Annotated in this window: 23 protein-coding genes; 10 read left to right on the top strand and 13 right to left on the bottom strand. The window is 55.5% G+C overall.

What is annotated here, in order from left to right; all coding sequences use genetic code 11:
• Positions 1-82: 82 nt before the first annotated feature.
• Positions 83-733, bottom strand: a complete 651-nt coding sequence (locus tag HV157_RS24835) for a tellurite resistance TerB family protein (RefSeq protein WP_014170628.1) — start codon at positions 731-733, stop codon at positions 83-85.
• A 170-nt stretch (positions 734-903) separates the two neighbouring features.
• On the opposite strand from HV157_RS24835, the gene purT reads away from it, so the two are divergent.
• Positions 904-2,082: a formate-dependent phosphoribosylglycinamide formyltransferase gene (gene purT, locus HV157_RS24830; RefSeq protein WP_182269097.1), complete on the top strand. Its 1,179-nt coding sequence runs from the start codon at positions 904-906 to the stop codon at positions 2,080-2,082.
• A gap of 40 nt (positions 2,083-2,122) precedes the next feature.
• Here purT and kdgA read toward each other — a convergent pair whose 3' ends face one another.
• The 3 genes from kdgA to zwf all read right to left on the bottom strand — a co-directional run bounded on the left by kdgA (position 2,123) and on the right by zwf (position 6,325).
• Positions 2,123-2,764 carry a bifunctional 4-hydroxy-2-oxoglutarate aldolase/2-dehydro-3-deoxy-phosphogluconate aldolase gene (gene kdgA, locus HV157_RS24825; protein WP_032680776.1) on the bottom strand — a complete coding sequence of 214 codons (642 nt, stop codon included), beginning with the start codon at positions 2,762-2,764 and terminating at the stop codon, positions 2,123-2,125.
• Between the two features lie 39 nt (positions 2,765-2,803).
• A complete protein-coding gene (gene edd / locus HV157_RS24820) occupies positions 2,804-4,615 on the bottom strand; it encodes a phosphogluconate dehydratase (RefSeq protein ID WP_182269096.1) in 1,812 nt (603 codons plus the stop codon).
• 234 nt (positions 4,616-4,849) lie between these two features.
• A complete protein-coding gene (gene zwf, locus HV157_RS24815) occupies positions 4,850-6,325 on the bottom strand; it encodes a glucose-6-phosphate dehydrogenase (RefSeq protein WP_059306263.1) in 1,476 nt (491 codons plus the stop codon).
• Between the two features lie 357 nt (positions 6,326-6,682).
• Between zwf and HV157_RS24810 the strand changes: the two genes are divergently transcribed.
• Both HV157_RS24810 and pyk read left to right on the top strand, forming a co-directional pair.
• Complete coding sequence (locus HV157_RS24810) at positions 6,683-7,552, top strand: MurR/RpiR family transcriptional regulator (RefSeq protein ID WP_025203851.1); 870 nt, start codon at positions 6,683-6,685, stop codon at positions 7,550-7,552.
• A gap of 124 nt (positions 7,553-7,676) precedes the next feature.
• Entirely contained in the window at positions 7,677-9,119 is a 1,443-nt protein-coding gene (pyk, locus tag HV157_RS24805; RefSeq protein ID WP_020883399.1) for a pyruvate kinase, read from the top strand.
• Positions 9,120-9,174: 55 nt separating this feature from the next.
• Here the strand turns inward: pyk and lpxM are convergent, their stop codons facing one another.
• The 3 genes from lpxM to znuA form a co-directional block, all read right to left on the bottom strand.
• On the bottom strand, positions 9,175-10,146 hold the full coding sequence (gene lpxM, locus HV157_RS24800; RefSeq protein ID WP_032678429.1) for a lauroyl-Kdo(2)-lipid IV(A) myristoyltransferase: 972 nt from the start codon (positions 10,144-10,146) through the stop codon (positions 9,175-9,177).
• A 119-nt stretch (positions 10,147-10,265) separates the two neighbouring features.
• Positions 10,266-11,585 (bottom strand): murein DD-endopeptidase MepM, encoded by a 1,320-nt coding sequence (mepM, locus tag HV157_RS24795; RefSeq protein WP_014170636.1) that lies wholly within the window; start codon positions 11,583-11,585, stop codon positions 10,266-10,268.
• 15 nt (positions 11,586-11,600) lie between these two features.
• Entirely contained in the window at positions 11,601-12,545 is a 945-nt protein-coding gene (znuA, locus tag HV157_RS24790; protein WP_025203849.1) for a zinc ABC transporter substrate-binding protein ZnuA, read from the bottom strand.
• Between the two features lie 77 nt (positions 12,546-12,622).
• Here znuA and znuC point away from each other — a divergent pair, with 77 nt between their 5' ends.
• Complete coding sequence (gene znuC, locus HV157_RS24785; protein WP_014170638.1) at positions 12,623-13,378, top strand: zinc ABC transporter ATP-binding protein ZnuC; 756 nt, start codon at positions 12,623-12,625, stop codon at positions 13,376-13,378.
• Positions 13,375-14,160, top strand: a complete 786-nt coding sequence (gene znuB, locus HV157_RS24780) for a zinc ABC transporter permease subunit ZnuB (protein WP_182269095.1) — start codon at positions 13,375-13,377, stop codon at positions 14,158-14,160. The genes znuC and znuB overlap by 4 nt, the downstream gene beginning before the upstream one ends.
• Before the next feature lie 39 nt (positions 14,161-14,199).
• On the opposite strand, the gene ruvB is transcribed toward znuB, so the two are convergent.
• The 6 genes from ruvB to aspS form a co-directional block, all read right to left on the bottom strand.
• A complete protein-coding gene (ruvB, locus tag HV157_RS24775) occupies positions 14,200-15,210 on the bottom strand; it encodes a Holliday junction branch migration DNA helicase RuvB (RefSeq protein ID WP_014170640.1) in 1,011 nt (336 codons plus the stop codon).
• Positions 15,211-15,218: 8 nt separating this feature from the next.
• A complete protein-coding gene (ruvA, locus tag HV157_RS24770; RefSeq protein ID WP_182269094.1) occupies positions 15,219-15,830 on the bottom strand; it encodes a Holliday junction branch migration protein RuvA in 612 nt (203 codons plus the stop codon).
• Between the two features lie 80 nt (positions 15,831-15,910).
• A complete protein-coding gene (ruvC, locus tag HV157_RS24765; RefSeq protein ID WP_025203848.1) occupies positions 15,911-16,432 on the bottom strand; it encodes a crossover junction endodeoxyribonuclease RuvC in 522 nt (173 codons plus the stop codon).
• 34 nt (positions 16,433-16,466) lie between these two features.
• Complete coding sequence (locus HV157_RS24760) at positions 16,467-17,207, bottom strand: YebC/PmpR family DNA-binding transcriptional regulator (protein WP_014170643.1); 741 nt, start codon at positions 17,205-17,207, stop codon at positions 16,467-16,469.
• 27 nt (positions 17,208-17,234) lie between these two features.
• Complete coding sequence (gene nudB, locus HV157_RS24755) at positions 17,235-17,678, bottom strand: dihydroneopterin triphosphate diphosphatase (protein WP_014170644.1); 444 nt, start codon at positions 17,676-17,678, stop codon at positions 17,235-17,237.
• Between the two features lies 1 nt (position 17,679).
• The gene (gene aspS, locus HV157_RS24750; RefSeq protein WP_032678430.1) at positions 17,680-19,467 is read right to left on the bottom strand and encodes an aspartate--tRNA ligase; all 1,788 of its coding nucleotides are present in this window, start codon (positions 19,465-19,467) and stop codon (positions 17,680-17,682) included.
• A gap of 264 nt (positions 19,468-19,731) precedes the next feature.
• Here aspS and HV157_RS24745 point away from each other — a divergent pair, with 264 nt between their 5' ends.
• The 5 genes from HV157_RS24745 to cmoB are packed head-to-tail and all read left to right on the top strand — an operon-like array spanning position 19,732 to position 23,312.
• Positions 19,732-20,298 carry a hydrolase gene (locus HV157_RS24745; RefSeq protein ID WP_032678431.1) on the top strand — a complete coding sequence of 189 codons (567 nt, stop codon included), beginning with the start codon at positions 19,732-19,734 and terminating at the stop codon, positions 20,296-20,298.
• Positions 20,295-21,113 (top strand): DUF72 domain-containing protein, encoded by an 819-nt coding sequence (locus HV157_RS24740; protein ID WP_014170647.1) that lies wholly within the window; start codon positions 20,295-20,297, stop codon positions 21,111-21,113. Before HV157_RS24745 ends, HV157_RS24740 begins: the two co-directional genes overlap by 4 nt.
• A 51-nt stretch (positions 21,114-21,164) precedes the next feature.
• A complete protein-coding gene (locus HV157_RS24735) occupies positions 21,165-21,560 on the top strand; it encodes an MAPEG family protein (protein WP_020883391.1) in 396 nt (131 codons plus the stop codon).
• Positions 21,561-21,600: 40 nt separating this feature from the next.
• Positions 21,601-22,344 carry a carboxy-S-adenosyl-L-methionine synthase CmoA gene (cmoA, locus tag HV157_RS24730; protein ID WP_014170649.1) on the top strand — a complete coding sequence of 248 codons (744 nt, stop codon included), beginning with the start codon at positions 21,601-21,603 and terminating at the stop codon, positions 22,342-22,344.
• Positions 22,341-23,312, top strand: coding sequence for a tRNA 5-methoxyuridine(34)/uridine 5-oxyacetic acid(34) synthase CmoB (cmoB, locus tag HV157_RS24725; RefSeq protein WP_182378586.1), 972 nt, complete (start codon positions 22,341-22,343; stop codon positions 23,310-23,312). The genes cmoA and cmoB overlap by 4 nt, the downstream gene beginning before the upstream one ends.
• The last annotated feature ends 75 nt before the right edge of the window (positions 23,313-23,387 follow it).

The raw sequence follows: 23,387 nt of genomic DNA, 5'->3' as shown, positions 1-23,387 counted from the left end.
ATCATTCTTTTGAGTTTTACACCCTATAAGGTTGGCAAAACCCACGCATGATGCAAGCGAAACATGGCTGCGACGGCGGCAGTTAGCCCTGTAACGCCCGTTTTTGCTCCTGAATATCCTTCTCGATCCCGTCCCGGACATCTTGTGGGATCTTCAGGGCATCACCCAGCGCATTGAGATAGCTGCGCTCCATAAAGTGATCGATATCGATGGCGGCACAGCTCAGAAAATAGAGCTCAAGCGCCTCTTCCTCATTTTTCACGCTTTGCGCCAGACGCTGCGGTTCGAGTGGCTGTTCGATGGCCTGCGCCACCAGCGCTCTGCCCTTTTCTTCGACACCGGCTTCGCGCAGTTGCTGCTCAATCGCCGATCGTTCCTGGTCATCAATGTGCCCGTCGCTTTTCGCCGCGAACACCAGCGCCAGGATGAGCCGTTCGGTACGCAGATCCAGCGGCGAGGTCTGCTCACCAAAGTGGGGTTCGTCGCTGTGCGCGGTCCGCACTCTGTCCTTGTATTTGTTCCACAGTACGGTACCCGCAATAGCGCCGCCGCCCGCCAGTAGCGCGCCGGTACCATACTTTGCCAGTAACTTACGCGAGGATTTATTGGCAACCAGCAGTCCAGCCAGCCCGCCAAGCGCCCCCGGTACCAGGAGTTTGCTCAGCCCCTGCTCGCCGGATGACGACGTTTTCTGTCCCAACATGGATTGCAATTGATTTAGCCAGCCTGACATGGTTTCCCTCACTTAACGGTGAATATGTCTCCCAGCGTAAGCGAGCAGGCGTCAGGAAATGTCTGCCACGGCTAAAGAAGCGCAAATTTCTTGACCGCTCTCGGGCCCTGAACAAGACAGACGCAAACGTTTACGTTTATAATGCGCGCAACTTTTTCAGGGGGATTGTTATGACTCGTTTAGGAACCGCGCTGCGACCTGCGGCGACGCGTGTGATGCTGTTAGGATCGGGCGAACTGGGTAAAGAGGTCGCCATTGAGTGCCAGCGTTTGGGCGTGGAAGTCATTGCAGTGGATCGTTACGCTGACGCACCTGCCATGCATGTCGCCCACCGTTCTTATGTGATCAATATGCTGGATGGCGATGCCCTGCGTACGCTGATTACGCAGGAGAAACCGGATTTCGTGGTACCCGAAATTGAAGCCATTGCCACCGATACGCTGATCGCCCTTGAGCAGGAAGGCCAGCACGTGGTGCCCTGCGCAAAAGCGGCCAAACTGACCATGAACCGCGAAGGCATTCGTCGTCTGGCAGCTGAAGAGCTGGCCTTACCTACCTCAGGCTACCGTTTTGCCGGCGATAAAGCCGCTTTCCTGCAGGCTGTCGACGAAATTGGCTACCCGTGCATCATTAAGCCCGTCATGAGTTCCTCCGGTAAAGGACAGAGCTTTATCCGCGACAGCAGCACTCTGGATAAGGCGTGGGAGTATGCCCAGCAGGGAGGACGTGCCGGTGCCGGTCGCGTGATTATCGAAGGTGTCGTAAAGTTTGATTTCGAAATCACGCTGCTGACGGTCAGCGCCGTTGATGGCGTCCATTTCTGCGATCCGATTGGCCACCGTCAGGAAGATGGCGACTATCGTGAGTCCTGGCAGCCGCAGCAGATGAGCGATCTGGCGCTGGCACGTGCGCAGGAAATTGCCCGTAAAGTGGTTCTGGCGCTGGGCGGTTACGGATTGTTTGGCGTGGAGCTGTTTGTCTGCGGCGATGAGGTAATTTTCAGTGAAGTCTCCCCTCGCCCGCACGATACCGGGATGGTCACGCTGATTTCGCAGGACCTTTCTGAATTCGCCCTGCATGTGCGCGCCTTCCTCGGCCTGCCCGTTGGCGGCATTCGTCAGTACGGCCCGGCGGCTTCGGCGGTGATCCTGCCGCAATTAACCAGCCAGAACGTCACCTTTGATAACGTCGAAGGGGCTATGGGTTCAGGCTTGCAGGTTCGTCTGTTCGGGAAACCGGAGATTGACGGCACGCGCCGCCTTGGCGTGGCGCTAGCGACCGGTGAAAACGTGGATGAGGCTGTGGCAAGAGCCAAAACAGCCGCCACGAACGTGAAGGTTGCAGGATAAAAAAACGGGCCAGTAGGCCCGTTTTTCATACTGTCTTCGCTTACTGCTTCGCGCCTTCAACCGCTTCGCGAGCCAGTTTAGTGATGCGTTCCCAGTCGCCTGCTTCCAGCGCATCCGCAGGAACCAGCCATGAACCGCCGATGCACAGGACACTTTTCAGCGCCAGGTAGTCACGGTAGTTTGCCGGAGAGATACCGCCCGTCGGGCAGAAGCGAACCTGAGAGAATGGACCCGCAATAGCCTGCAGCGCTTTGGTGCCGCCATTAGCTTCAGCCGGGAAGAATTTGAACTCTTTCAGGCCGTAATCCATACCCATCATCAGTTCAGATACGGTGCTGATACCCGGGATCAGAGGGATCGTTCCTTCGGTTGCAGCTTTCAGCAGCGGCTCGGTCAGGCCAGGGCTGATAGCAAACTGCGCGCCCGCTTCGGTCACGTCAGCCAGCTGCTGTGCGTTCAGTACGGTACCCGCACCGATGATCGCGTCCGGCACTTCTTTGGCGATAGCGCGAATAGCGTCCATCGCGCAGGCGGTACGCAGGGTCACTTCCAGAACACGGACACCACCCGCAACCAGGGCTTTCGCCATCGGGACAGCATGTTCCAGCTTATTCACCACAATTACCGGCACGACAGGGCCAGTGGTCAGGATTGCTTCTGCACTTGTTTTCCAGTTTTTCATCAGAGTTTTCTCTCGCCAGATCGATAAAATCAAGTCGTCTTAAAACGTAATACAGGTTGCGCCCTGCTCCGCACCGGAGAGTTTCTCACGCAGCGCGCCAAACATTTCGCGTCCGGTTCCCACGCGCGATGCGCTCAGGTCAGGAATATGTGGCTTACGTGCCGCCAGTTCAGCGTCATCCACCAGCAGGGTTAACTCACCTGTCTGACCGTTGACGCGGATCATGTCTCCATCACGAACTTTCGCCAGCAAACCGCCGTCGTAAGCTTCCGGGGTCACGTGGATGGCAGAAGGCACTTTACCTGATGCGCCAGAGAGGCGTCCATCGGTCACTAACGCAATTTTGAAACGGCGGTCCAATAATACACCAAGTGGCGGCATAAGTTTATGTAATTCTGGCATCCCGTTCGCTTTTGGCCCCTGATGGCGCACCACAACGACGCAATCTTTGTCGAGCAGACCGGCATCAAACGCAGGCAAAACGTCATGCTGGCTTTCAAACACCACGGCCGGCGCTTCGATAATCTGGTTCTCTTCCGGTACGGCGGAGGTTTTCATCACCGCACGCCCCAGGTTACCGCTGAGCACTTTGGTGCCGCCGTGACGAGAGAACGGTTGTTCAAGGGTGGCAATAACCTGTGCGTCAAGCGAGGCGGTGGCGCCTTCACGCCAGTCAAGCTCACCATTATTGAGCCACGGCTCATGGGTATAACGCTGCAGACCAAAGCCCGCCACGGTGTTCACATCTTCATGCAGCAGACCGCCTTTCAGCAGCTCGCGCATCAGCACCGGCACGCCACCGGCAGCCTGGAAGTGGTTGATGTCAGCCGGGCCATTCGGGTACAGGCGCGCCATCAGTGGCACCACAGACGAGATATCAGAGAAATCATCCCAGTTAATCAGGATGCCCGCCGCGCGTGCCATCGCCACCAGATGCATGGTGTGGTTGGTTGAACCGCCGGTTGCCAGCAGCGCAACGATACCGTTGACGATCACTTTCTCGTCGACCATTTTACCCAGCGGCATCCACGCGTTGCCGTTACCGGTCAGACGCGTTACCTGGCGGGCAGCTGCTTCAGTCAGGGCCTTACGCAGTGGCGCATCCGGCTGAATGAAAGAGGACCCAGGAAGCTGCATCCCCATAAATTCCACCACCATCTGGTTGGTATTGGCCGTACCGTAGAAGGTACAGGTGCCCGGCGCATGGTAGGAAGCGGCTTCCGCTTCCAGCAGTGCCTGACGATCTGCTTTACCTTCCGCATACAGCTGACGGATACGCACTTTTTCTTTATTTGGCAGGCCGCTTGCCATCGGACCTGACGGCACGAAGATCGCAGGCAGATGACCAAACGACAGCGCTGCCATGGCCAGCCCCGGGACGATTTTATCGCACACGCCGAGGTACAGCGCGCCATCAAACATATTGTGAGACAGGCCCACTGCGGCCGACATCGCAATCACTTCGCGGCTCAGCAGCGAGAGCTCCATCCCATCCTGACCCTGCGTCACGCCGTCGCACATGGCCGGCACGCCGCCCGCGACCTGGCCTACCGCATTGACGCTGTGCAGCGCTTTACGGATGATCTCCGGATACACTTCGTACGGCTGATGCGCAGAAAGCATGTCGTTGTAGGAGGTAATGATGGCGATATTGTTACGCAGCATGCTTTTCAGCGAGGCTTTATCGTCGGGCTGGCAGGCGGCGAAACCGTGCGCCAGGTTACCGCAGGCGAGTTGTGAGCGATGAACGGTATTACTTTTGGCCTGTTCAATCCGGGCGAGGTAGGCAGAACGGGTCTCTTTCGAGCGCTCAATAATGCGTTGTGTTACGCGTAACAATGTCGGATTCATAAAAGCTCCTCTAATTTATCTGTCCGGGCTCGGGAGTTTACAAAGTCGCTGGCGATTATTAACAACGCTGAAACGCTTGCTGTCCGGAGCTCAGGGGCAAAATCACTTCCGGCAGTGTAATAAAAAAAGCTCCGCGGGTGAATCCACGCGGAGCTTAAAAGTTTATAAATTGTGCCACGAGCTGTGTTAGATCATGTTACCGGTAAAATAACACCTAAGAGGCAGCTGATTATTTTACTCAAACTCATTCCAGGAGCGGCCATCACGGGTGATCATCGCGACGGACGCGACAGGCCCCCAGGTGCCCGCCTGATACGGTTTTGGCGCATCCTGATCCGCAGCCCAGGCTTCGGTGATGGAGTCGACCCATTTCCACGCCTCTTCCACTTCATCGCGACGCACGAACAGCGCCTGGATACCGCGCATGGTTTCCAGCAGCAGACGCTCGTAAGCATCGGCAAGGTGCGTCTGATTGAATGTTTCGGAGTAGCTCAGGTCCAGCTTGGTGGTCTGCAGGTTATGTTTGTGATCCAGGCCCGGCACTTTGTTCAGGATCTGGATGTCCACCCCTTCGTCTGGCTGCAGACGAATGGTCAGTTTGTTCTGCGGCAGCTCCTGCCAGGACTCTTTGAACAGGTTGAGTTCAGGGTTTTTGAAGTAAACGACCACTTCAGAGCATTTGGTCGGCAGACGTTTACCGGTACGCAGGTAGAACGGAACGCCCGCCCAGCGCCAGTCATCGATATCCACGCGAATCGCCACAAACGTCTCGGTATTGCTCGCCTTGTTGGCGCCCTCTTCTTCCAGGTAGCCCGGCACTTTTTTACCCTGAGCAAACCCTGCGGTGTACTGGCCGCGTACCGTTTTCTCACGCACGTTTGAGCGATCGATGCGACGCAGTGACTTCAGCACTTTCACTTTAGCATCACGGATGCTGTCCGCCGTCAGGTCAGACGGAGGAGACATGGCAATCATGCAAAGGATTTGCAGCAGGTGGTTCTGGATCATGTCGCGCATCTGACCGGCCTGGTCAAAGTAACCCCAGCGGCCTTCGATACCTACCTCTTCGGCCACGGTGATTTCCACATGGTCGATGGTACGGTTGTCCCAGTTATTCACAAACAGGGAGTTGGCAAAACGCAGCGCCAGCAGGTTCAGTACTGTCTCTTTACCAAGATAGTGGTCGATACGGTAGACCTGGCACTCTTCGAAGTACTCGCCGACCTGGTCGTTAATTTCACGTGAGGTTGAAAGAGAGGTCCCCAGCGGTTTCTCCATCACCACGCGTGCCGGTTTAGCGTTCAGCTTCGCTTCGCCCAGGCCTTTGCAGATTGCACCGAAAGTGCTTGGCGGCATGGCGAAGTAGTTAATGGTGACACGGTTTTTCTGATCCAGCATCGCGCCTAAACGGTTAAACGCGCTGACGTCGTTCACGTCCAGGTTACAGAAATCAAGACGTCCGCTCAGGGTATCCCACAAACTTTCATCAATCTTTTCCTTCATGAAAGTTTCGAGCGCCTCGCGTACGACCTTGATATAAGCTTCCTTGTCCCAGTCGGCGCGCCCAACGCCCAGGATACGCGTATCCGGATGAATTTGGCCCGCTTTCTCCAGTTGATACAGGGAAGGCAGCAATTTCCGGCGTGCAAGATCGCCTTTCGCGCCGAAAATGACCAGGTCACATGCCTGGGCTGTTTGCGTTACCGCCATGTCATTCTCCTCAGTTGGATCACCTGGTACTTCTGCCAGGTATCGTTGTAATTTTATTACGTTGCACTGTACTGCTTTTACGTCATTCCCGAAACCATTAGCGCTTAACCTCGCGTGCGATACCGCGATTTTTTCGCCGTCAGACGCGTGTGGTGGCGGAATCACGCAAAAAGCGTTGATTCTTTGAACTACAGGGTCATAACAAAACCCGACACCGATCAAGTAATGAAAAAAAACAACAACATTATCTTGTCGACTGTTACCCTTTATGGAAGCCACAGGGGTAATATCGGCTAAATCGAATCATGATTTCATGAATTAATGAAATCGTTTCCACCCATGAGCGCCCTGTTAACAATGAACATGCTGGAAAAAATCCAGTTCCAACTGGAACACCTTAGCAAATCCGAGCGAAAAGTGGCCGAAGTCATTCTTGCCGCTCCTGCTCAGGCGATTCATTCAAGCATCGCCGCTCTGGCGCAGGAGGCAGGCGTCAGCGAACCGACGGTTAACCGCTTCTGCCGTAGCCTTGAAACGCGCGGCTTTCCTGATTTTAAACTGCATCTTGCACAAAGTCTGGCAAACGGCACGCCTTATGTTAATCGCAATGTGGATGAAGACGACAGTGTTGATGCCTATACGGCGAAAATATTTGAGTCGGCCATGGCGACGCTGGACCACGTTCGCCAGTCCCTGGATATGAATTCCGTGAACCGCGCGGTGGATTTACTGACCCAGGCCAAGCGCATTGCGTTCTTTGGCCTCGGCTCGTCGGCGGCCGTGGCGCATGACGCCATGAATAAGTTCTTCCGCTTTAACGTCCCGGTCATTTATTCCGATGACATTGTCCTGCAACGCATGAGCTGTATGAATTGCAGTGAAGATGATGTCGTGGTACTCATTTCGCACACCGGGCGCACCAAAAGCCAGGTGGAGCTGGCGCAACTGGCGCGTGAAAACGATGCCATGGTTATTGCCCTCACGACGGCGGGCACGCCGCTGGCAAGAGAAGCAACGCTCGCCATCACCCTTGACGTCCCGGAAGACACCGACATGTATATGCCGATGGTCTCCCGTCTGGCGCAACTCACAGTGATTGACGTGCTGGCAACCGGTTTCACCCTGCGTCGTGGCGCAAAATTCAGAGATAACTTGAAGCGTGTCAAGGAAGCGCTTAAGGAATCGCGTTTTGATAAAGAATTGCTTATGAAAAGCGATGTTCCCTAAATAGTTTAATAACTACGATGTAACGATTTACGGCATTCGGTCCTCTCTCTGTTGCCTTGCAGCAGATGAAGGCCGATTTAATGTTCACGCAACACCAAAGTTGTTTCAGTCAACGGAGTATTACATGTCCAGAAGGCTTCGCAGAACCAAGATCGTAACCACCTTAGGCCCGGCCACTGACCGCGATAACAATCTCGAGAAAATTATCGCCGCGGGTGCCAACGTGGTGCGTATGAACTTCTCTCACGGTACGCCAGAAGACCATAAATTACGTGCCGACAAAGTGCGTGAAATTGCGGCCAAACTTGGCCGTCATGTTGCTATCCTCGGGGACCTGCAGGGTCCAAAAATTCGTGTTTCAACCTTCAAAGAAGGTAAAGTCTTCCTCAATATCGGCGACAAATTCCTGCTTGATGCCAACCTGGGTAAAGGCGAAGGCGATAAAGAAAAAGTTGGGATCGACTATAAAGGTCTGCCGGCTGATGTTGTGCCTGGCGATATCCTGCTGCTCGACGACGGTCGCGTTCAGCTGAAAGTGCTGGAAGTTCAGGGGATGAAGGTATTCACCGAAGTCACCGTCGGGGGCCCGCTCTCAAACAACAAAGGCATTAACAAACTCGGCGGTGGCCTCTCAGCCGAAGCGCTGACCGATAAAGACAAAGCGGATATCGTGACCGCTGCGCTGATTGGCGTTGACTACCTGGCCGTCTCCTTCCCGCGCTGTGGCGAAGACCTGAACTACGCGCGCCGTCTGGCACGTGATGCGGGCTGTGATGCCAAAATCGTTGCTAAAGTGGAACGTGCGGAAGCCGTTTGCGATCAGGACGCGATGGATGACGTGATTCTGGCGTCTGACGTGGTGATGGTTGCTCGTGGCGATCTGGGCGTGGAAATTGGCGACCCTGAGCTGGTGGGGATCCAGAAAGCCCTGATCCGCCGTGCACGTCAGCTTAACCGCGCCGTGATCACCGCAACCCAGATGATGGAATCCATGATCACCAACCCAATGCCGACCCGTGCAGAGGTGATGGACGTGGCTAACGCCGTGCTGGACGGTACCGATGCCGTAATGCTTTCTGCAGAAACCGCAGCCGGCCAGTACCCTGCTGAAACCGTAGCCGCGATGGCACGCGTTTGCCTGGGTGCTGAAAAGATCCCAAGCATCAATGTCTCTAAACACCGTCTGGACGTGCAGTTCGACAACGTAGAAGAAGCGATTGCGATGTCTGCCATGTACGCCGCTAACCACCTGAAAGGCGTAACGGCGATTATCACCATGACCGAATCTGGCCGTACCGCGCTGATGACCTCCCGTATCAGCTCCGGTCTGCCCATCTTCGCCATGTCCCGTCACGAGCGTACGCTGAACCTGACGGCGCTGTATCGCGGTGTCACGCCGGTTCACTTCGACAGCACCAACGACGGTGTCGCGGCTGCCCACGACGCCGTGAACCTGCTGCGCGACAAAGGCTATCTGGTCTCCGGTGATATCGTGATTGTGACTCAGGGTGACGTGATGAGCACCATCGGCTCGACCAATACCACTCGCGTATTGACCGTCGAGTAAGCACGCCCCTGTTAAAAAGCCCGCTCTTTTCGGAGCGGGCTTTTTTTATTTCTGCTTATTTCTTCGGGAAAAGCTCTTTGCGTTTGTACGGCTCTGTTTCACCGGGCTTACGCGTTTTGAGCAACTTCAGTATCCACGTGTATTGCTCAGCATGCGGTCCCACCAGAATCTCGACCTCTTCGTTCATTCGACGCGCAATGGTGTGATCGTCCGCCGTCAGTAAATCATCCATCGGTGGACGCACTTCAATGCTCAGGCGATGGGTTTTCCCGTCGTATACCGGAAACAGCGGAATGACGCGCGCACGGCAGACTTTCATCAGGCGGCCAATCGCCGGCAACGTGGCTTTATACGTCGCGAAGAAATCCACAAACTCACTGTGCTCGGGGCCGTGGTCCTGATCCGGCAGATAGTAACCCCAGTAGCCCTGACGCACGGACTGTATAAACGGTTTAATGCCATCATTACGCGCATGCAGACGGCCACCAAAACGGCGCCGCACGGTGTTCCAGACGTAATCAAAGATCTTATTGCCCTGGTTATGGAACATTGCCGCCATTTTCTGCCCCTGTGACGCCATCAGCATCGCAGGAATATCCACGCCCCAGCCGTGAGGAACGAGGAAGATCACCTTCTCGTTGTTGCGGCGCATCTCTTCGATGATTTCCAGCCCTTTCCAGTCAACTCGCGTCTGAACTTTCTCCGGCCCTTTGAGCGCCAGTTCGGCCATCATCGCCATGGCCTGCGGCGCGGTCGTGTACATGTCGTCAATCAGCGCTTCACGCTCAGCGTCACTCTTCTCCGGGAAACAGTACAGGAGGTTAATCTGCGCACGGCGACGGGCACTTTTACCAAACCGACCCGCCAGGCGGCCTATTTTTCCCAGTACCGGATCGCGAACCGAGGCAGGTAACATCGCAATCCCCGCAAATGCGTAAACGCCAAGCCAGGCACTCCAGTTGCGCGGGTGGCGAAAAGATTTTTCAAACTCAGGAATGTACTCAATATTGTTTTTTTGGGTTTCCATGCTGGTTCCAGGGTCTGGTGACGCAAAATTTCATTCAGATAGTGTAGCGAGGCAGCCGCTCGCGTACAAAACAAAAAGCCGGCACATATTGAGGCCGGCTTTTTCACAAAACAGAGGGCTTAATCAAAGCGCAGCTGCGGAATCACCTCTTTCACCTGCGCCAGGTAATCGGAACGATCTTTACCTGTCAGGCCTTCGGTACGCGGCAGTTTCGCCGTAAGCGGGTTCACTGCCTGTTGGTTAATCCACACCTCATAGTGCAAATGCGGCCCGGTAGAGCGCCCGGTATTCCCGGAAAGCGCGATACGGTCGCCACGTTTCACTTTCTGGCCCGGCTTAACCAGCAGCTTACGCAGGTGCATATAGCGGGTGGTGTAGGTACGACCATGACGCACCGCGACATAATACCCGGCTGCACCGCTGCGTTTTGCAATCACCACTTCGCCATCACCCACAGCCAGCACAGGTGTCCCCTGCGGCATGGCAAAGTCAACGCCACGGTGCGGCGCAACACGCCCGGTGACCGGGTTCAGACGGCGCGGGTTAAAGTTGGATGAGACACGGAATTGTTTAGCCGTCGGGAAGCGCAGGAAACCCTTCGCAAGCCCGGTACCGCTGCGGTCGTAGAACTTACCGTCTTCGGCACGAATGGCGTAGTAATCTTTGCCATCAGAGCGCAAACGCACGCCCACCAGTTGGCTCTGCTCACGCTTGCCGTCAAGCATTTCACGGGACATGAGAACGGAGAATTCATCGCCTTTCTTCAGTTTGCGGAAGTCCATTTGCCACTGCATAGCTTTGATTACCGAGCTGATCTCGGCGCTGGTCAGCCCCGCATCGCGCGCGCTGGAGACAAAGCTTGCGCCTACGGTCCCTTTCATCACGCTGTTCACCCAGTCGCCTTTCTGCATTTCACTGGTCATCTTGAAACCGTTTGCAGTGCGATCGTAGGTGCGGGTTTCGCGACGGGACATTTCCCAGGTCAGGCGTTGCAGATCGCCATCAGCGGTTAACGTCCAGGAGAGCTGTTGACCAATTTTCAGATTACGAAGATCTTTATCAGCCGCCGCCAGCTGGCTGATGTTTCCCATGTCGATACCGTACTGGTTCAGAACGCTGCTTAACGTATCACCCGTCGAAACGACATATTCGTGGATCCCCGCTTCATTCTCGGTTTTATCGTCCAGCTCATCCTGCGGGATGGCTTCATCTTCCTGAGCCGCCTGGTCGATAGGTTCACTGGCCTCAGGGAGGAGAGAGCGGATCTCGCTCTTCTCAAGCTCGATGGTTTTGATGATTGGGGCAGAACTCGGATGGTAAACATAGGGCCGCCAGACGGCGACCGCTAACGTGAGAACTGTAAGAGACCCCAGCATAACGCGATGGGGTCGAGGCAGATTGTTAAATGCCAGGGCGACAGAGCGGGCTATCTGTTGCACGTATTCACTTCCTCGTTAATCTCCTTTCAGGCAGCTCGCATACTGGTTCGCCAGTTGGCTGAGAAACTGCGAATAGCTCGCTTTGCTCAACTGGATATTCGTTCCTAGCGGGTCAAGGGTTCCCATGCGCACGGATGTTCCCCTGGCCACGGCTTCTACGACCGCTGGCCTGAACTGTGGCTCAGCAAAAACGCATGTCGCTTTCTGCTCAACCAACTGTGTTCTGATTTCATGTAAACGCTGCGCACCAGGTTGAATTTCAGGGTTGACGGTAAAGTGCCCCAGCGGGGTCAGGCCGTAGTGTTTCTCGTAATAGCCATAGGCGTCATGAAAAACGAAATACCCTTTTCCTTTCAACGGTGCGAGCTCATTACCCACCTGCTTATCAGTTGCGGCTAATTGTGCCTCAAAATCCTTCAGGTTGGCGTCTAGTTTGGCTCGACTTTGCGGCATAAGTTCCACTAATTTGTCATGGATTGCAACCGCCGAAAGCCGCGCTATCTCTGGGGATAGCCAAAGGTGCATGTTGTACTCGCCGTGATGGTGATCCCCATCACCTTTTTCGCCGTCGGCGTGTCCGGCATCATGTTCATCACCGTCGTCGTCAGCCCCTTTCATGAGCAACGGTTTCACGCCCGGGAGTTCGGCAATGGCGACCTGTTTTTCGCCCGGCACCTGTTTTGCCGACTTCTGCATAAACGCTTCCATCTCTGGGCCAATCCAGACAACTAAGTCCGCGTTTTGTAAGCGTTTTACATCAGATGGACGCAGGGAATAATCATGCTCGGAAGCCCCATCAGGGAGCAGAACCTGGGTGTCAGTGACCCCATCTGCAATCGCGGAAGCAATGAAACCGAGCGGTTTAAGCGAAGCGACAACAGCAGCGTTAACATCTTGTGCTGTTGAACCCCAAAGGGCAGCGGATAATGCTGCGAAAAGAAGCGTATTTTTATGTAACATAATGCGACTAATCATCGTAATGAATGCGTGAGATGTGATATTATAACATTCGTTGACTTCTGCAAGCTTAAATTGACATGACGACTTTGGTTTCTCTCGACAATATTTCGGTCTCATTTGGCCAACGCCGCGTCCTCTCTGACGTGTCGCTGGATCTGAAACCCGGCAAAATTCTGACGCTGCTCGGCCCCAATGGCGCAGGGAAATCCACCCTGGTGCGTGTGGTGCTGGGTCTGGTAACACCTGACGAAGGGGTTATCCGCCGTGAGGAAAAATTACGCATCGGCTATGTGCCGCAAAAACTCCACCTCGACGCCACACTACCGCTGACGGTTAGCCGCTTCCTGCGTCTGCGCCCCGGGACACATAAAGCCGATATTCTTCCGGCGTTGAAACGCGTGCAGGCAGGCCATCTGATTGATGCCCCGCTGCAGAAACTGTCCGGCGGTGAAACCCAGCGCGTATTGCTTGCCCGCGCCCTGTTGAGCAGCCCACAGCTTCTGGTGCTGGATGAGCCGACGCAGGGTGTGGACGTCAATGGTCAGGTCGCACTTTACGATTTAATCGACCAGCTACGTCGCGAACTCAACTGTGCGGTGCTGATGGTTTCCCACGATCTCCATCTGGTGATGGCCAAGACCGACGAAGTGCTGTGCCTTAACCATCACATCTGCTGTTCCGGCACGCCGGAAGTGGTGTCAATGCACCCTGAATTCATCTCCATGTTCGGCCCTCGCGGCGCTGAGCAGCTGGGAATTTATCGCCATCATCACAATCACCGCCATGATTTACAGGGACGAATTGTCCTGCGCCGGGGAAATGGACACTCATGATTGAACTGTTACTGCCCGGCTGGCTGGCCGGGATTATGCTTGCCTGCGCCGCGGGCCCGCTGGGCTCGTTTGTGGTGTGGCGCAGAATGTCCTATTTTGGCGATACGCTGGCACACGCGTCTCTGCTGGGCGTTGCCTTTGGCCTGTTACTGGACGTGAATCCCTTCTACGCGGTGATTGTGGTCACGCTGCTGCTGGCCGCAGGGCTGGTATGGCTGGAAAAGCGCCCTCACCTCGCCATCGATACGCTGCTTGGTATTATGGCCCACAGCGCCCTGTCGCTGGGTCTGGTGGTCGTGAGCCTGATGTCGAACATTCGTGTTGATCTGATGGCCTACCTGTTCGGTGACCTGCTGGCCGTGACGCCTGAAGATCTGTTCTCCATCGCCGCTGGTGTGGTGGTCGTGCTGGGTATTCTGCTCTGGCAGTGGCGTAATTTGCTGGCGATGACCGTCAGCCCGGATCTGGCGTTTGTCGACGGCGTGAAGCTGCAGCGCGTGAAGCTGTTGCTGATGCTGGTGACGGCGTTAACGATTGGTGTGGCGATGAAATTCGTCGGCGCGCTGATCATCACTTCCCTGCTGATTATCCCCGCGGCCACTGCGCGTCGTTTTGCCCGTACGCCGGAGCAAATGGCCGGTGTCGCGGTTATCATCGGGATGATTGCGGTAACGGGAGGGTTAACCTTCTCGGCGTTCTACGATACCCCTGCCGGCCCGTCTGTGGTGCTGTGTGCGGCGCTGCTGTTTATCTTCAGTATGATGAAGAAGCCTGCAAGCTGATCGCCTCTCCCCTCTCCCACCCGGGAGAGGGGACCTCTGCTACGGCATCGCTGGCGGGGTAATACCAAAATGGTTCCACGCCCGCACCGTTGCCATACGACCGCGCGGGGTACGTTGCAAGAAACCCTGCTGGATCAGATACGGCTCAAGCACATCTTCAATTGTCTCGCGCTCTTCACCAATCGCTGCCGCCAGGTTATCCAGTCCGACCGGACCGCCAAAGAACTTATCCAGTACCGCCAGCAACAGCTTACGGTCCATGTAGTCAAAGCCTTCGGCATCCACATTCAGCATATCCAGCGCCTGCGCTGCAATCTCAGCCGAGATCGTGCCATCGTGCTTTACTTCGGAAAAGTCACGTACGCGACGCAACAGGCGGTTCGCAATACGCGGCGTCCCCCGGGAGCGCTTCGCTACCTCAAACGCCCCTTCCTCGCTCATCTCCAGCCCCATATAGCGGGCACTGCGGCCAACGATATGCTGAAGATCCGCAACCTGATAGAACTCCAGACGCTGAACGATACCAAAACGATCGCGAAGCGGAGAGGTCAATGACCCGGCACGCGTCGTCGCGCCAATCAGGGTAAACGGAGGCAGATCGATTTTGATGGAACGTGCTGCCGGACCTTCACCGATCATGATGTCCAGCTGGTAATCTTCCATTGCCGGATAGAGCACCTCTTCCACGACCGGCGACAGACGGTGGATCTCATCGATAAACAGCACGTCATGCGGCTCAAGGTTGGTCAACATTGCCGCCAGATCGCCCGCTTTTTCCAGCACCGGGCCAGAGGTTGTGCGCAGGTTAACGCCCATTTCATTGGCGACAATGTTCGCCAGCGTGGTTTTCCCCAGACCGGGGGGGCCAAAAATCAGCAGGTGATCGAGTGCATCGCCGCGCAGTTTTGCCGCCTGGATGAAGATCTCCATCTGAGAACGAACCTGCGGCTGGCCAATATACTCATCAAGCAGTTTCGGGCGGATGGCGCGATCCACCACGTCTTCTGCCTGAAGGGTGCCTGCCGATACCAGGCGATCTGCTTCAATCATCCTTTACCTCACAATGCCGCGCGTAGCGCTTCACGAATCAGGGTTTCACTGCTGGCATCCGGTTTGGCAATTTTGCTCACCATCCGGCTGGCCTCCTGAGGTTTATATCCCAGCGCCACCAGCGCAGCAACCGCTTCCTGTTCAGCATCGTCAGAGGCTTGCGCGCCCGGCGAGGTAAGCATCAGATCAGCGGCTGGCGTAAACAGATCGCCATGCAGACCTTTAAAGCGGTCTTTCATCTCGACAATCAGACGCTCCGCGGTTTTCTTGCCGATACCCGGGAGTTTAATCAGCGCAGCAGGATCTTCGCGCTCAACGGCATTGACGAACTGCGGAGCGGACATGCCGGACAAAATAGCCAGCGCCAGCTTCGGCCCGACGCCGTTGGTTTTGATCAGCTCGCGAAACAGCATCCGTTCCTGTTTGTTGTTGAAGCCATACAGCAACTGGGCATCTTCACGCACCACAAACTGGGTAAAGACAATCGCCTCTTTGCCCGCGTCCGGCAACTCATAGAAGCAGGTCATCGGCATATGGACTTCATAGCCCACGCCACCGACTTCCAGCAGCACTAACGGGGGTTGTTTTTCAATGATGATGCCTCTGAGTCTGCCTATCACATGACGCTCCTGCGTTCTGGAAGAAATTAACTGCCGACATAATAAAAAAAGGCTGGATAAACATCCAGCCTGATTTGTCATTATCGTAACCTGCCTCGCGCCAGATTAAGCCGCGATTCGCTCATCTGAACCGCGTTCTGGCTTATATGACAGTGGGTAATGGCTATCGCCAGCGCATCGGCGGCGTCTGCCTGCGGGTTCGCGGGAAGCTTCAGGAGCGTGCGCACCATATGCTGCACCTGACTTTTCTCCGCGCTACCAATCCCCACGACGGTCTGTTTGACCTGTCTTGCTGCGTATTCGAACACCGGAAGATCCTGATTCACCGCCGCAACAATGGCGACGCCCCGTGCCTGACCCAGTTTTAACGCTGAATCGGCGTTTTTCGCCATAAAGACCTGCTCGATGGCAAAAAAGTCGGGCTGAAACTGGGTGATGATCTCCGACACGCCAGCATAGATTAGCTTCAGGCGCGACGGCAGATCGTCCACTTTGGTCCGAATACAGCCGCTGCCAAGGTAGGTTAACTGGCGCCCTACCTGCCGGATGACGCCATAACCGGTGACGCGCGAGCCGGGGTCAATCCCGAGGATAATCGACATCACGCGTCTCCCGTAAACGGTTTATACGCTCTCATCAGAGAGTCGCTGCAACCTCATCAGAGATTTCACCGTTATGATACACTTCCTGCACGTCGTCGCAGTCTTCGAGCATGTCGATCAGACGCAGCAGTTTAGGTGCCGTTTCCGCATCCATGTCCGCTTTGGTTGACGGGATCATGGAAACTTCAGCGTTGTCTGCTTTCAGACCCGCCGCTTCCAGCGCGTCACGTACCGCGCCCATCTCTTCCCACGCGGTGTAGACGTCGATTGCGCCATCATCATAGGTCACAACGTCTTCTGCACCGGCTTCCAGCGCCGCTTCCATGATTACGTCTTCGTCGCCTTTCTCGAAGGAGATGACGCCTTTTTTGCTGAACAGATAGGCCACGGAGCCGTCAGTGCCCAGGTTACCACCGCATTTGCTGAAGGCATGACGCACTTCCGCTACGGTACGGTTACGGTTGTCGGACAGACATTCAACCATCACCGCCGTACCGCCAGGACCGTAACCTTCATAAATGATGGTTTCCATGTTCGCGTCTTCATCACCGCCTACGCCACGTGCGATAGCACGGTTCAGGGTGTCACGCGTCATGTTGTTGGACAGGGCTTTATCCACTGCCGCGCGCAGACGCGGGTTAGACGCCGCATCGCCGCCGCCCAGACGTGCTGCTGTAACCAGCTCACGAATAATTTTGGTGAAGATCTTACCGCGCTTGGCATCCTGTGCCGCTTTGCGGTGTTTGGTGTTGGCCCACTTACTATGACCTGCCATAAAAATTTCCTCAAAGAGCGCGCCTTTTCAGGCTACGTTAATTACAAATTCTTCAATCGCCTGCCGGTTGCTCCACGATTTGGTCAGTGCAGCGGCATCCGCCGCATCCACCCAGCGGTAGGTCAGGTGTTCGGTAAACACGATCTCCCGTTCATGGGGGAGCGCGAGACAGAACCACGATTCCGTATTGCGCTCAATACCCGGCGCATAGCGATGACGTAAATGGCTAAAAATTTCAAACTCCACCGTGCGCTGACAGTCCTTCAGGGTCAGTTGCTCGCAAGCAACGTCAATGGTGACCTCTTCCTTTACTTCGCGCGCGGCGGCCTGCGACGCGGTCTCCCCCTCTTCCAGGCTGCCGGTAACCGACTGCCAGAAATCAGGGTCATCGCGCCGCTGCAACATCAGCACCCGTTTCGTATCTTCTGCATAAATGACAACCAGAACCGAAACGGGACGCTTATACTGCATATTATTCGTTCTCCGAAATCTCTTTTGAAGCTTTCGGAAGCACCTGAATGCCCAGCTCAGCCAGCGCGGCCGGGTTGGCAAAGCTTGGGGCTTCCGTCATCAGACAGGCCGCAGCCGTGGTTTTCGGGAAGGCGATAACATCACGAATGTTGTCGGTGCCGGTCAGCAGCATGGTCAAACGGTCAAGACCGAATGCCAGACCCGCGTGTGGCGGCGTACCGTATTTCAGGGCGTCCAACAGGAAGCCGAATTTCTCGCGCTGTTCGTGCTCGTTGATTCCCAGAATACCAAACACGGTTTGCTGCATTTCGCCGCTGTGAATACGCACGGAACCGCCACCCACTTCGTAGCCGTTGATAACCATGTCATACGCGTTTGCTACCGCATCTTCCGGTGCCGCTTTAAGCTCTGCCGCCGTCATGTCTTTTGGCGAGGTGAACGGGTGGTGCATTGCGGTCAGGCCGCCTTCACCGTCGTCTTCGAACATTGGGAAGTCGATTACCCACAGCGGAGCCCATTTGCTCTCGTCCGTCAGGCTCAGGTCTTTACCCAGCTTCAGGCGCAGCGCGCCCATTGCGTCAGCAACGATTTTCTTGTTGTCTGCGCCAAAGAAGATCATGTCGCCATCCTGTGCGCCGGTGCGCTCGAGGATCGCTTCCACGATTTCCGCGTTCAGGAATTTCGCCACCGGGCTGGTAATGCCTTCCAGACCTTTCGCACGTTCGGTCACTTTAATATAGGCCAGACCTTTCGCGCCGTAGATCTTGATGAAGTTGCCGTAATCGTCAATCTGCTTACGGCTCAGCGCCGCACCGCCCGGTACACGCAGGGCAGCCACGCGACCTTTTGGATCGTTAGCCGGGCCGGCAAATACCGCGAACTCAACGGATTTCACCAGGTCTGCAACGTCCACCAGCTCCATCGGGTTACGCAGGTCTGGTTTGTCAGAACCGTAGCGACGTTCAGCTTCAGCGAAGGTCATGATGGGGAAATCACCCAGTTCCACGCCTTTCACGTCATTCCACAGACTGCGCACCAGGGCTTCCATCACTTCACGCACCTGCTCGGCCGTCATGAAGGAGGTTTCCACATCGATCTGGGTAAATTCTGGCTGACGATCAGCACGCAGGTCTTCGTCGCGGAAGCATTTTACAATCTGATAGTAGCGATCGAAGCCGGACATCATCAGCAGCTGTTTAAACAGCTGAGGAGACTGTGGCAGCGCGTAGAATTTGCCTTTGTGTACACGGGATGGAACCAGGTAGTCGCGCGCGCCTTCCGGTGTGGCTTTGGTCAGCATCGGGGTTTCGATGTCGAGGAAACCGTGGTCATCCATAAAGCGACGCACCAGGCTGGTGATTTTCGCACGGGTTTTCAGGCGCTGAGCCATTTCCGGACGACGCAGGTCCAGATAGCGGTATTTCAGACGCGCTTCTTCAGTGTTGACGTGGTTGGAGTCCAGCGGCAGCGCTTCAGCACGGTTGATGATAACCAGATCCGACGCCAGCACTTCAATTGCGCCGGTCGCCATGTCTGCGTTAACGTTTTTCTCGTCACGCGCACGTACGGTGCCGGTGACCTGAATGCAGAACTCATTACGCAGCTCAGAAGCCAGCTTCAACGCATCTGCGCGATCTGGGTCGAAGAACACCTGAACGATACCTTCGCGGTCGCGCATATCGATGAAGATAAGGCTCCCAAGATCACGACGACGATTGACCCAACCACACAGGGTTACCTGCTGTCCAACGTGGGACTGACGCAGCTGCCCGCAATATTCTGTACGCATGAGATATCCCTTAATTAGCCGCAGGCTAAATGTCGCCTGGAATGCAGGCTACTATGTCGCAGCTTTCTGTATGTCACAACTGGATGAAAAAAGGCGGCTATTATACTGGAAATTCCGCCAGACGATAAGAGCGAACCACGGCCAGACGGTCGTTTGCTGCGCGCTTATTGCGTATTCTCACAAAAATTAACAAAATTATCCGACCGATAACAGGTCATTACGTCGTAAGGTGTAGCGGAAGCGACTCATTTCACTGGAGTTACCATGTTAACACTTAATGCCCGCAAAACCGCGCTTGTGGTGATTGATTTACAGGAAGGGATCCTGCCGTTTGCCGGAGGCCCGCACAGCGCCGAAGATGTTGTCAGCCGCGCCGCGCGTCTGGCAGAAAAATGCCGTGCCAGCGGTGCCCCTGTGATCATGGTGCGCGTTGGCTGGTCAGCGGATTTCGCTGAGGCCTTAAAACAGCCTGTCGATGCTCAGGTTGCTGCACATTCACTACCTGAAAACTGGTGGACCTATCCAGTTTCGCTCGGCAAACGGGACAGCGATATCGAAGTGACCAAACGCCAGTGGGGCGCATTCTACGGCACCGATCTTGAGCTGCAGCTGCGTCGGCGCGGTATCGACACCCTGATTCTCTGTGGGATCTCCACCAACATTGGCGTAGAATCCACCGCCCGTAACGCCTGGGAGCTGGGCTTTAACCTGGTGATTGCTGAAGATGCATGCAGCGCAGCGTCTGCGGAGCAGCACCAGGGCAGTATGACCCACATCTTCCCGCGCATTGGCCGCGTGCGTAGCACGGACGACATTATAAGCGCCCTATGATCTACCTTGGCCTGCCCCAGTGGTCGCACCCGAAATGGGTGCGCCTGGGTATTACCAGCCTTGAAGAATATGCCCGTCATTTCAACTGTGTCGAGGGCAATACCACCCTATACGCGTTGCCCAGAGCAGAGATTGTTGAGCGCTGGCGCGACCAGACGACCGATGATTTCCGCTTCTGCTTCAAGTTTCCGGCGACGATCTCCCACACCGCTGCGCTGCGAAACTGTGGTGATTTGACCGACGAGTTCTTTGACCGGATGTCGCCGCTGGCGAACCGCATCGGTCAGTACTGGTTGCAGCTTCCGGCCACCTTTAGCCCACGCGACCTGCCTGCGCTATGGCAGTTTCTTGATACCTTACCCAAGGACTTTACCTATGGCGTTGAGGTGAGACATGCGGCGTTTTTTGCCAAGGGAGAGGCTGAAACGGCCCTTAACCGTGGCTTACATGCGCGCGGGGTGAACCGGGTGATTCTCGACAGCCGTCCCGTGCACAGCGCCATCCCGCATAACGAGGCCATCATTGATGCCCAGCGTAAAAAGCCCAGAGTGCCTGTTCACGCCGTGGTCACCGCGCAAAACCCGATGGTCAGGTTTATCGGCAGCGATAACATGCAGCAAAACCAGGAGATGTTCGCCGTCTGGCTGCAAAAATTAGCGAAATGGGAGCAAACCACCACGCCGTATCTCTTTCTCCATACGCCGGATATCGCTCACGCCCCCGAACTGGTCGATGTTCTCTGGCAGGCCTTGCAGGCTGCGGTTCCGTCCGTTGGCAGCGCCCCTTCTATCCCACAACAATCTTCTCTTTTCTGATATCAGCCCCTATCATAGGAAGGTGCCATCTGCCAAAAACAGGGAGTTAGTATGGTCAGCGCGCTGTATGCGGTGTTAGGTGCATTACTGCTGATTAAGTTTTCATTTGATGTTGTGCGCCTGCGAATGCAGTACCGTGTTTCTTACGGTGACGGCGGTTTTTCGGAGTTACAGAGCGCTATCCGCATTCACGGTAACGCGGTTGAGTACATCCCCGTTGCGTTAATTTTGCTGCTGTTTATGGAAATGAACGGCGCGGAAACCTGGATGGTGCACGTCTGCGGCCTGCTTCTGATTGCCGGCCGGTTAATGCATTATTACGGCTTTCACCATCGCTTATTCCGCTGGCGCCGTTCCGGCATGAGCGCGACCTGGTGTTCGCTTTTGCTGATGGTGCTGGCTAACCTTTGGTATATGCCGTGGGAGTTGGTTTTCTCCTTCCATTAGCGCACAATACGCCACTTTATTTTTCCCGGATTTTTACGTTATGTCAGATCGCGACACGCTTTTTTCCGCGCCTATCGCCAGCCTGGGCGACTGGACCTTCGATGAACGGGTAGCCGAAGTCTTCCCGGATATGATCCAGCGCTCTGTTCCCGGTTATTCCAATATCATCTCTATGATCGGCATGCTGGCTGAGCGTTTCGTTCAACCCGGCACGCAGGTGTATGATCTGGGCTGCTCGCTCGGCGCGGCAACGCTGTCTGTTCGTCGTAACGTTCACCATGAAGGCTGCAAAATCATTGCCGTCGATAACTCCCCGGCCATGGTGGAACGCTGCCGTCGCCACATCGACGCGTATAAAGCCCCGACGCCAGTCGAGGTTGTGGAAGGTGATATCCGTGATATCGACATCCATAACGCGTCGCTGGTGGTTCTGAATTTTACTCTGCAGTTCCTGGTGCCTGAAGACCGTCAGCTGTTGCTGGACAAAATCTATAAAGGCCTGAAGCCCGGTGGCGCGCTGGTGCTGTCCGAGAAATTCAGCTTTGAAGATGCCGAAGTGGGTGAGCTGCTGTTCAATATGCACCACGACTTCAAACGGGCCAACGGCTATAGCGAACTGGAAATTAGCCAGAAACGTAGCATGCTCGAAAACGTGATGCTGACGGACTCCGTCGAAACCCATAAAGCACGCCTGCGTCAGGCAGGCTTCGAGCACAGCGAACTGTGGTTCCAGTGCTTCAACTTCGGCTCGCTGGTGGCGCTGAAAGGTGGGGACATCGCATGATCGAGTCCAGTAATTTCTATCAGCTGATTGCCAAAAACCACCTCTCCCACTGGCTGGAGACGCTGCCGGCACAAATTGCTGCCTGGCAGCGGGATCAGCAGCATGGTCTGTTAAAGCAGTGGTCCAACGCGGTGGAGTTTCTGCCGGAACTGACCCCACACCGTCTGGATCTGCTCCACAGCGTTACCGCGCAAAGCGAAACGCCGCTTCCGCCCGGGCAGATAAACCGCATTGAAACGCTGATGCGTAACCTGATGCCGTGGCGCAAAGGTCCGTTCTCACTCTACGGCGTTAACATTAATACTGAATGGCGTTCTGACTGGAAATGGGATCGCGTGCTGCCTCACCTTTCCGACCTGACCGGGCGAACCATTCTGGATGTTGGCTGCGGCAGCGGGTACCACATGTGGCGCATGATTGGCGCAGGGGCACATCTGGCGGTGGGGATTGACCCTATGCAGCTGTTCCTGTGCCAGTTTGAAGCGGTGCGTAAATTGCTGGGTAACGACCAGCGCGCGCACCTGCTGCCGTTGGGTATTGAGCAGCTCCCTGCCCTGAAGGCGTTTGACACCGTGTTTTCGATGGGGGTCCTGTACCACCGCCGCTCCCCACTCGAACATCTGTGGCAGCTGAAAGATCAGCTGGTCAGCGGCGGCGAGCTGGTGCTGGAAACGCTGGTGGTAGAGGGTGATGAAAATACCGTTCTGGTGCCGGGCGATCGCTATGCGCAGATGCGGAACGTTTACTTTATCCCTTCCGCGCCGGCGCTGAAAAACTGGCTGGAGAAGTGCGGTTTTGTGGATGTCCGTATTGCCGATGTCTGCGTAACGTCAACTGAAGAACAGCGTCGCACCGACTGGATGATCACCGAATCGCTGGCGGAATTCCTCGACCCGGCAGACCACAGCAAGACTGTCGAAGGGTATCCTGCGCCAATGCGCGCGGTGTTGATCGCGACGAAACCGTAGATTCCCCCGGTCCTCTTCCCAAAGGGGCGAGGGAGAAAAGACCGCACCGTACTGTCCCTCTCCTCTTTGGGGAGA

This window comes from Enterobacter sp. RHBSTW-00318, from assembly GCF_014101375.1.
GTDB lineage: Bacteria > Pseudomonadota > Gammaproteobacteria > Enterobacterales > Enterobacteriaceae > Enterobacter > Enterobacter ludwigii.
Note: the sequence above shows the minus strand (reverse complement) of the source record. Positions and strands in the feature narration are given on the sequence as shown.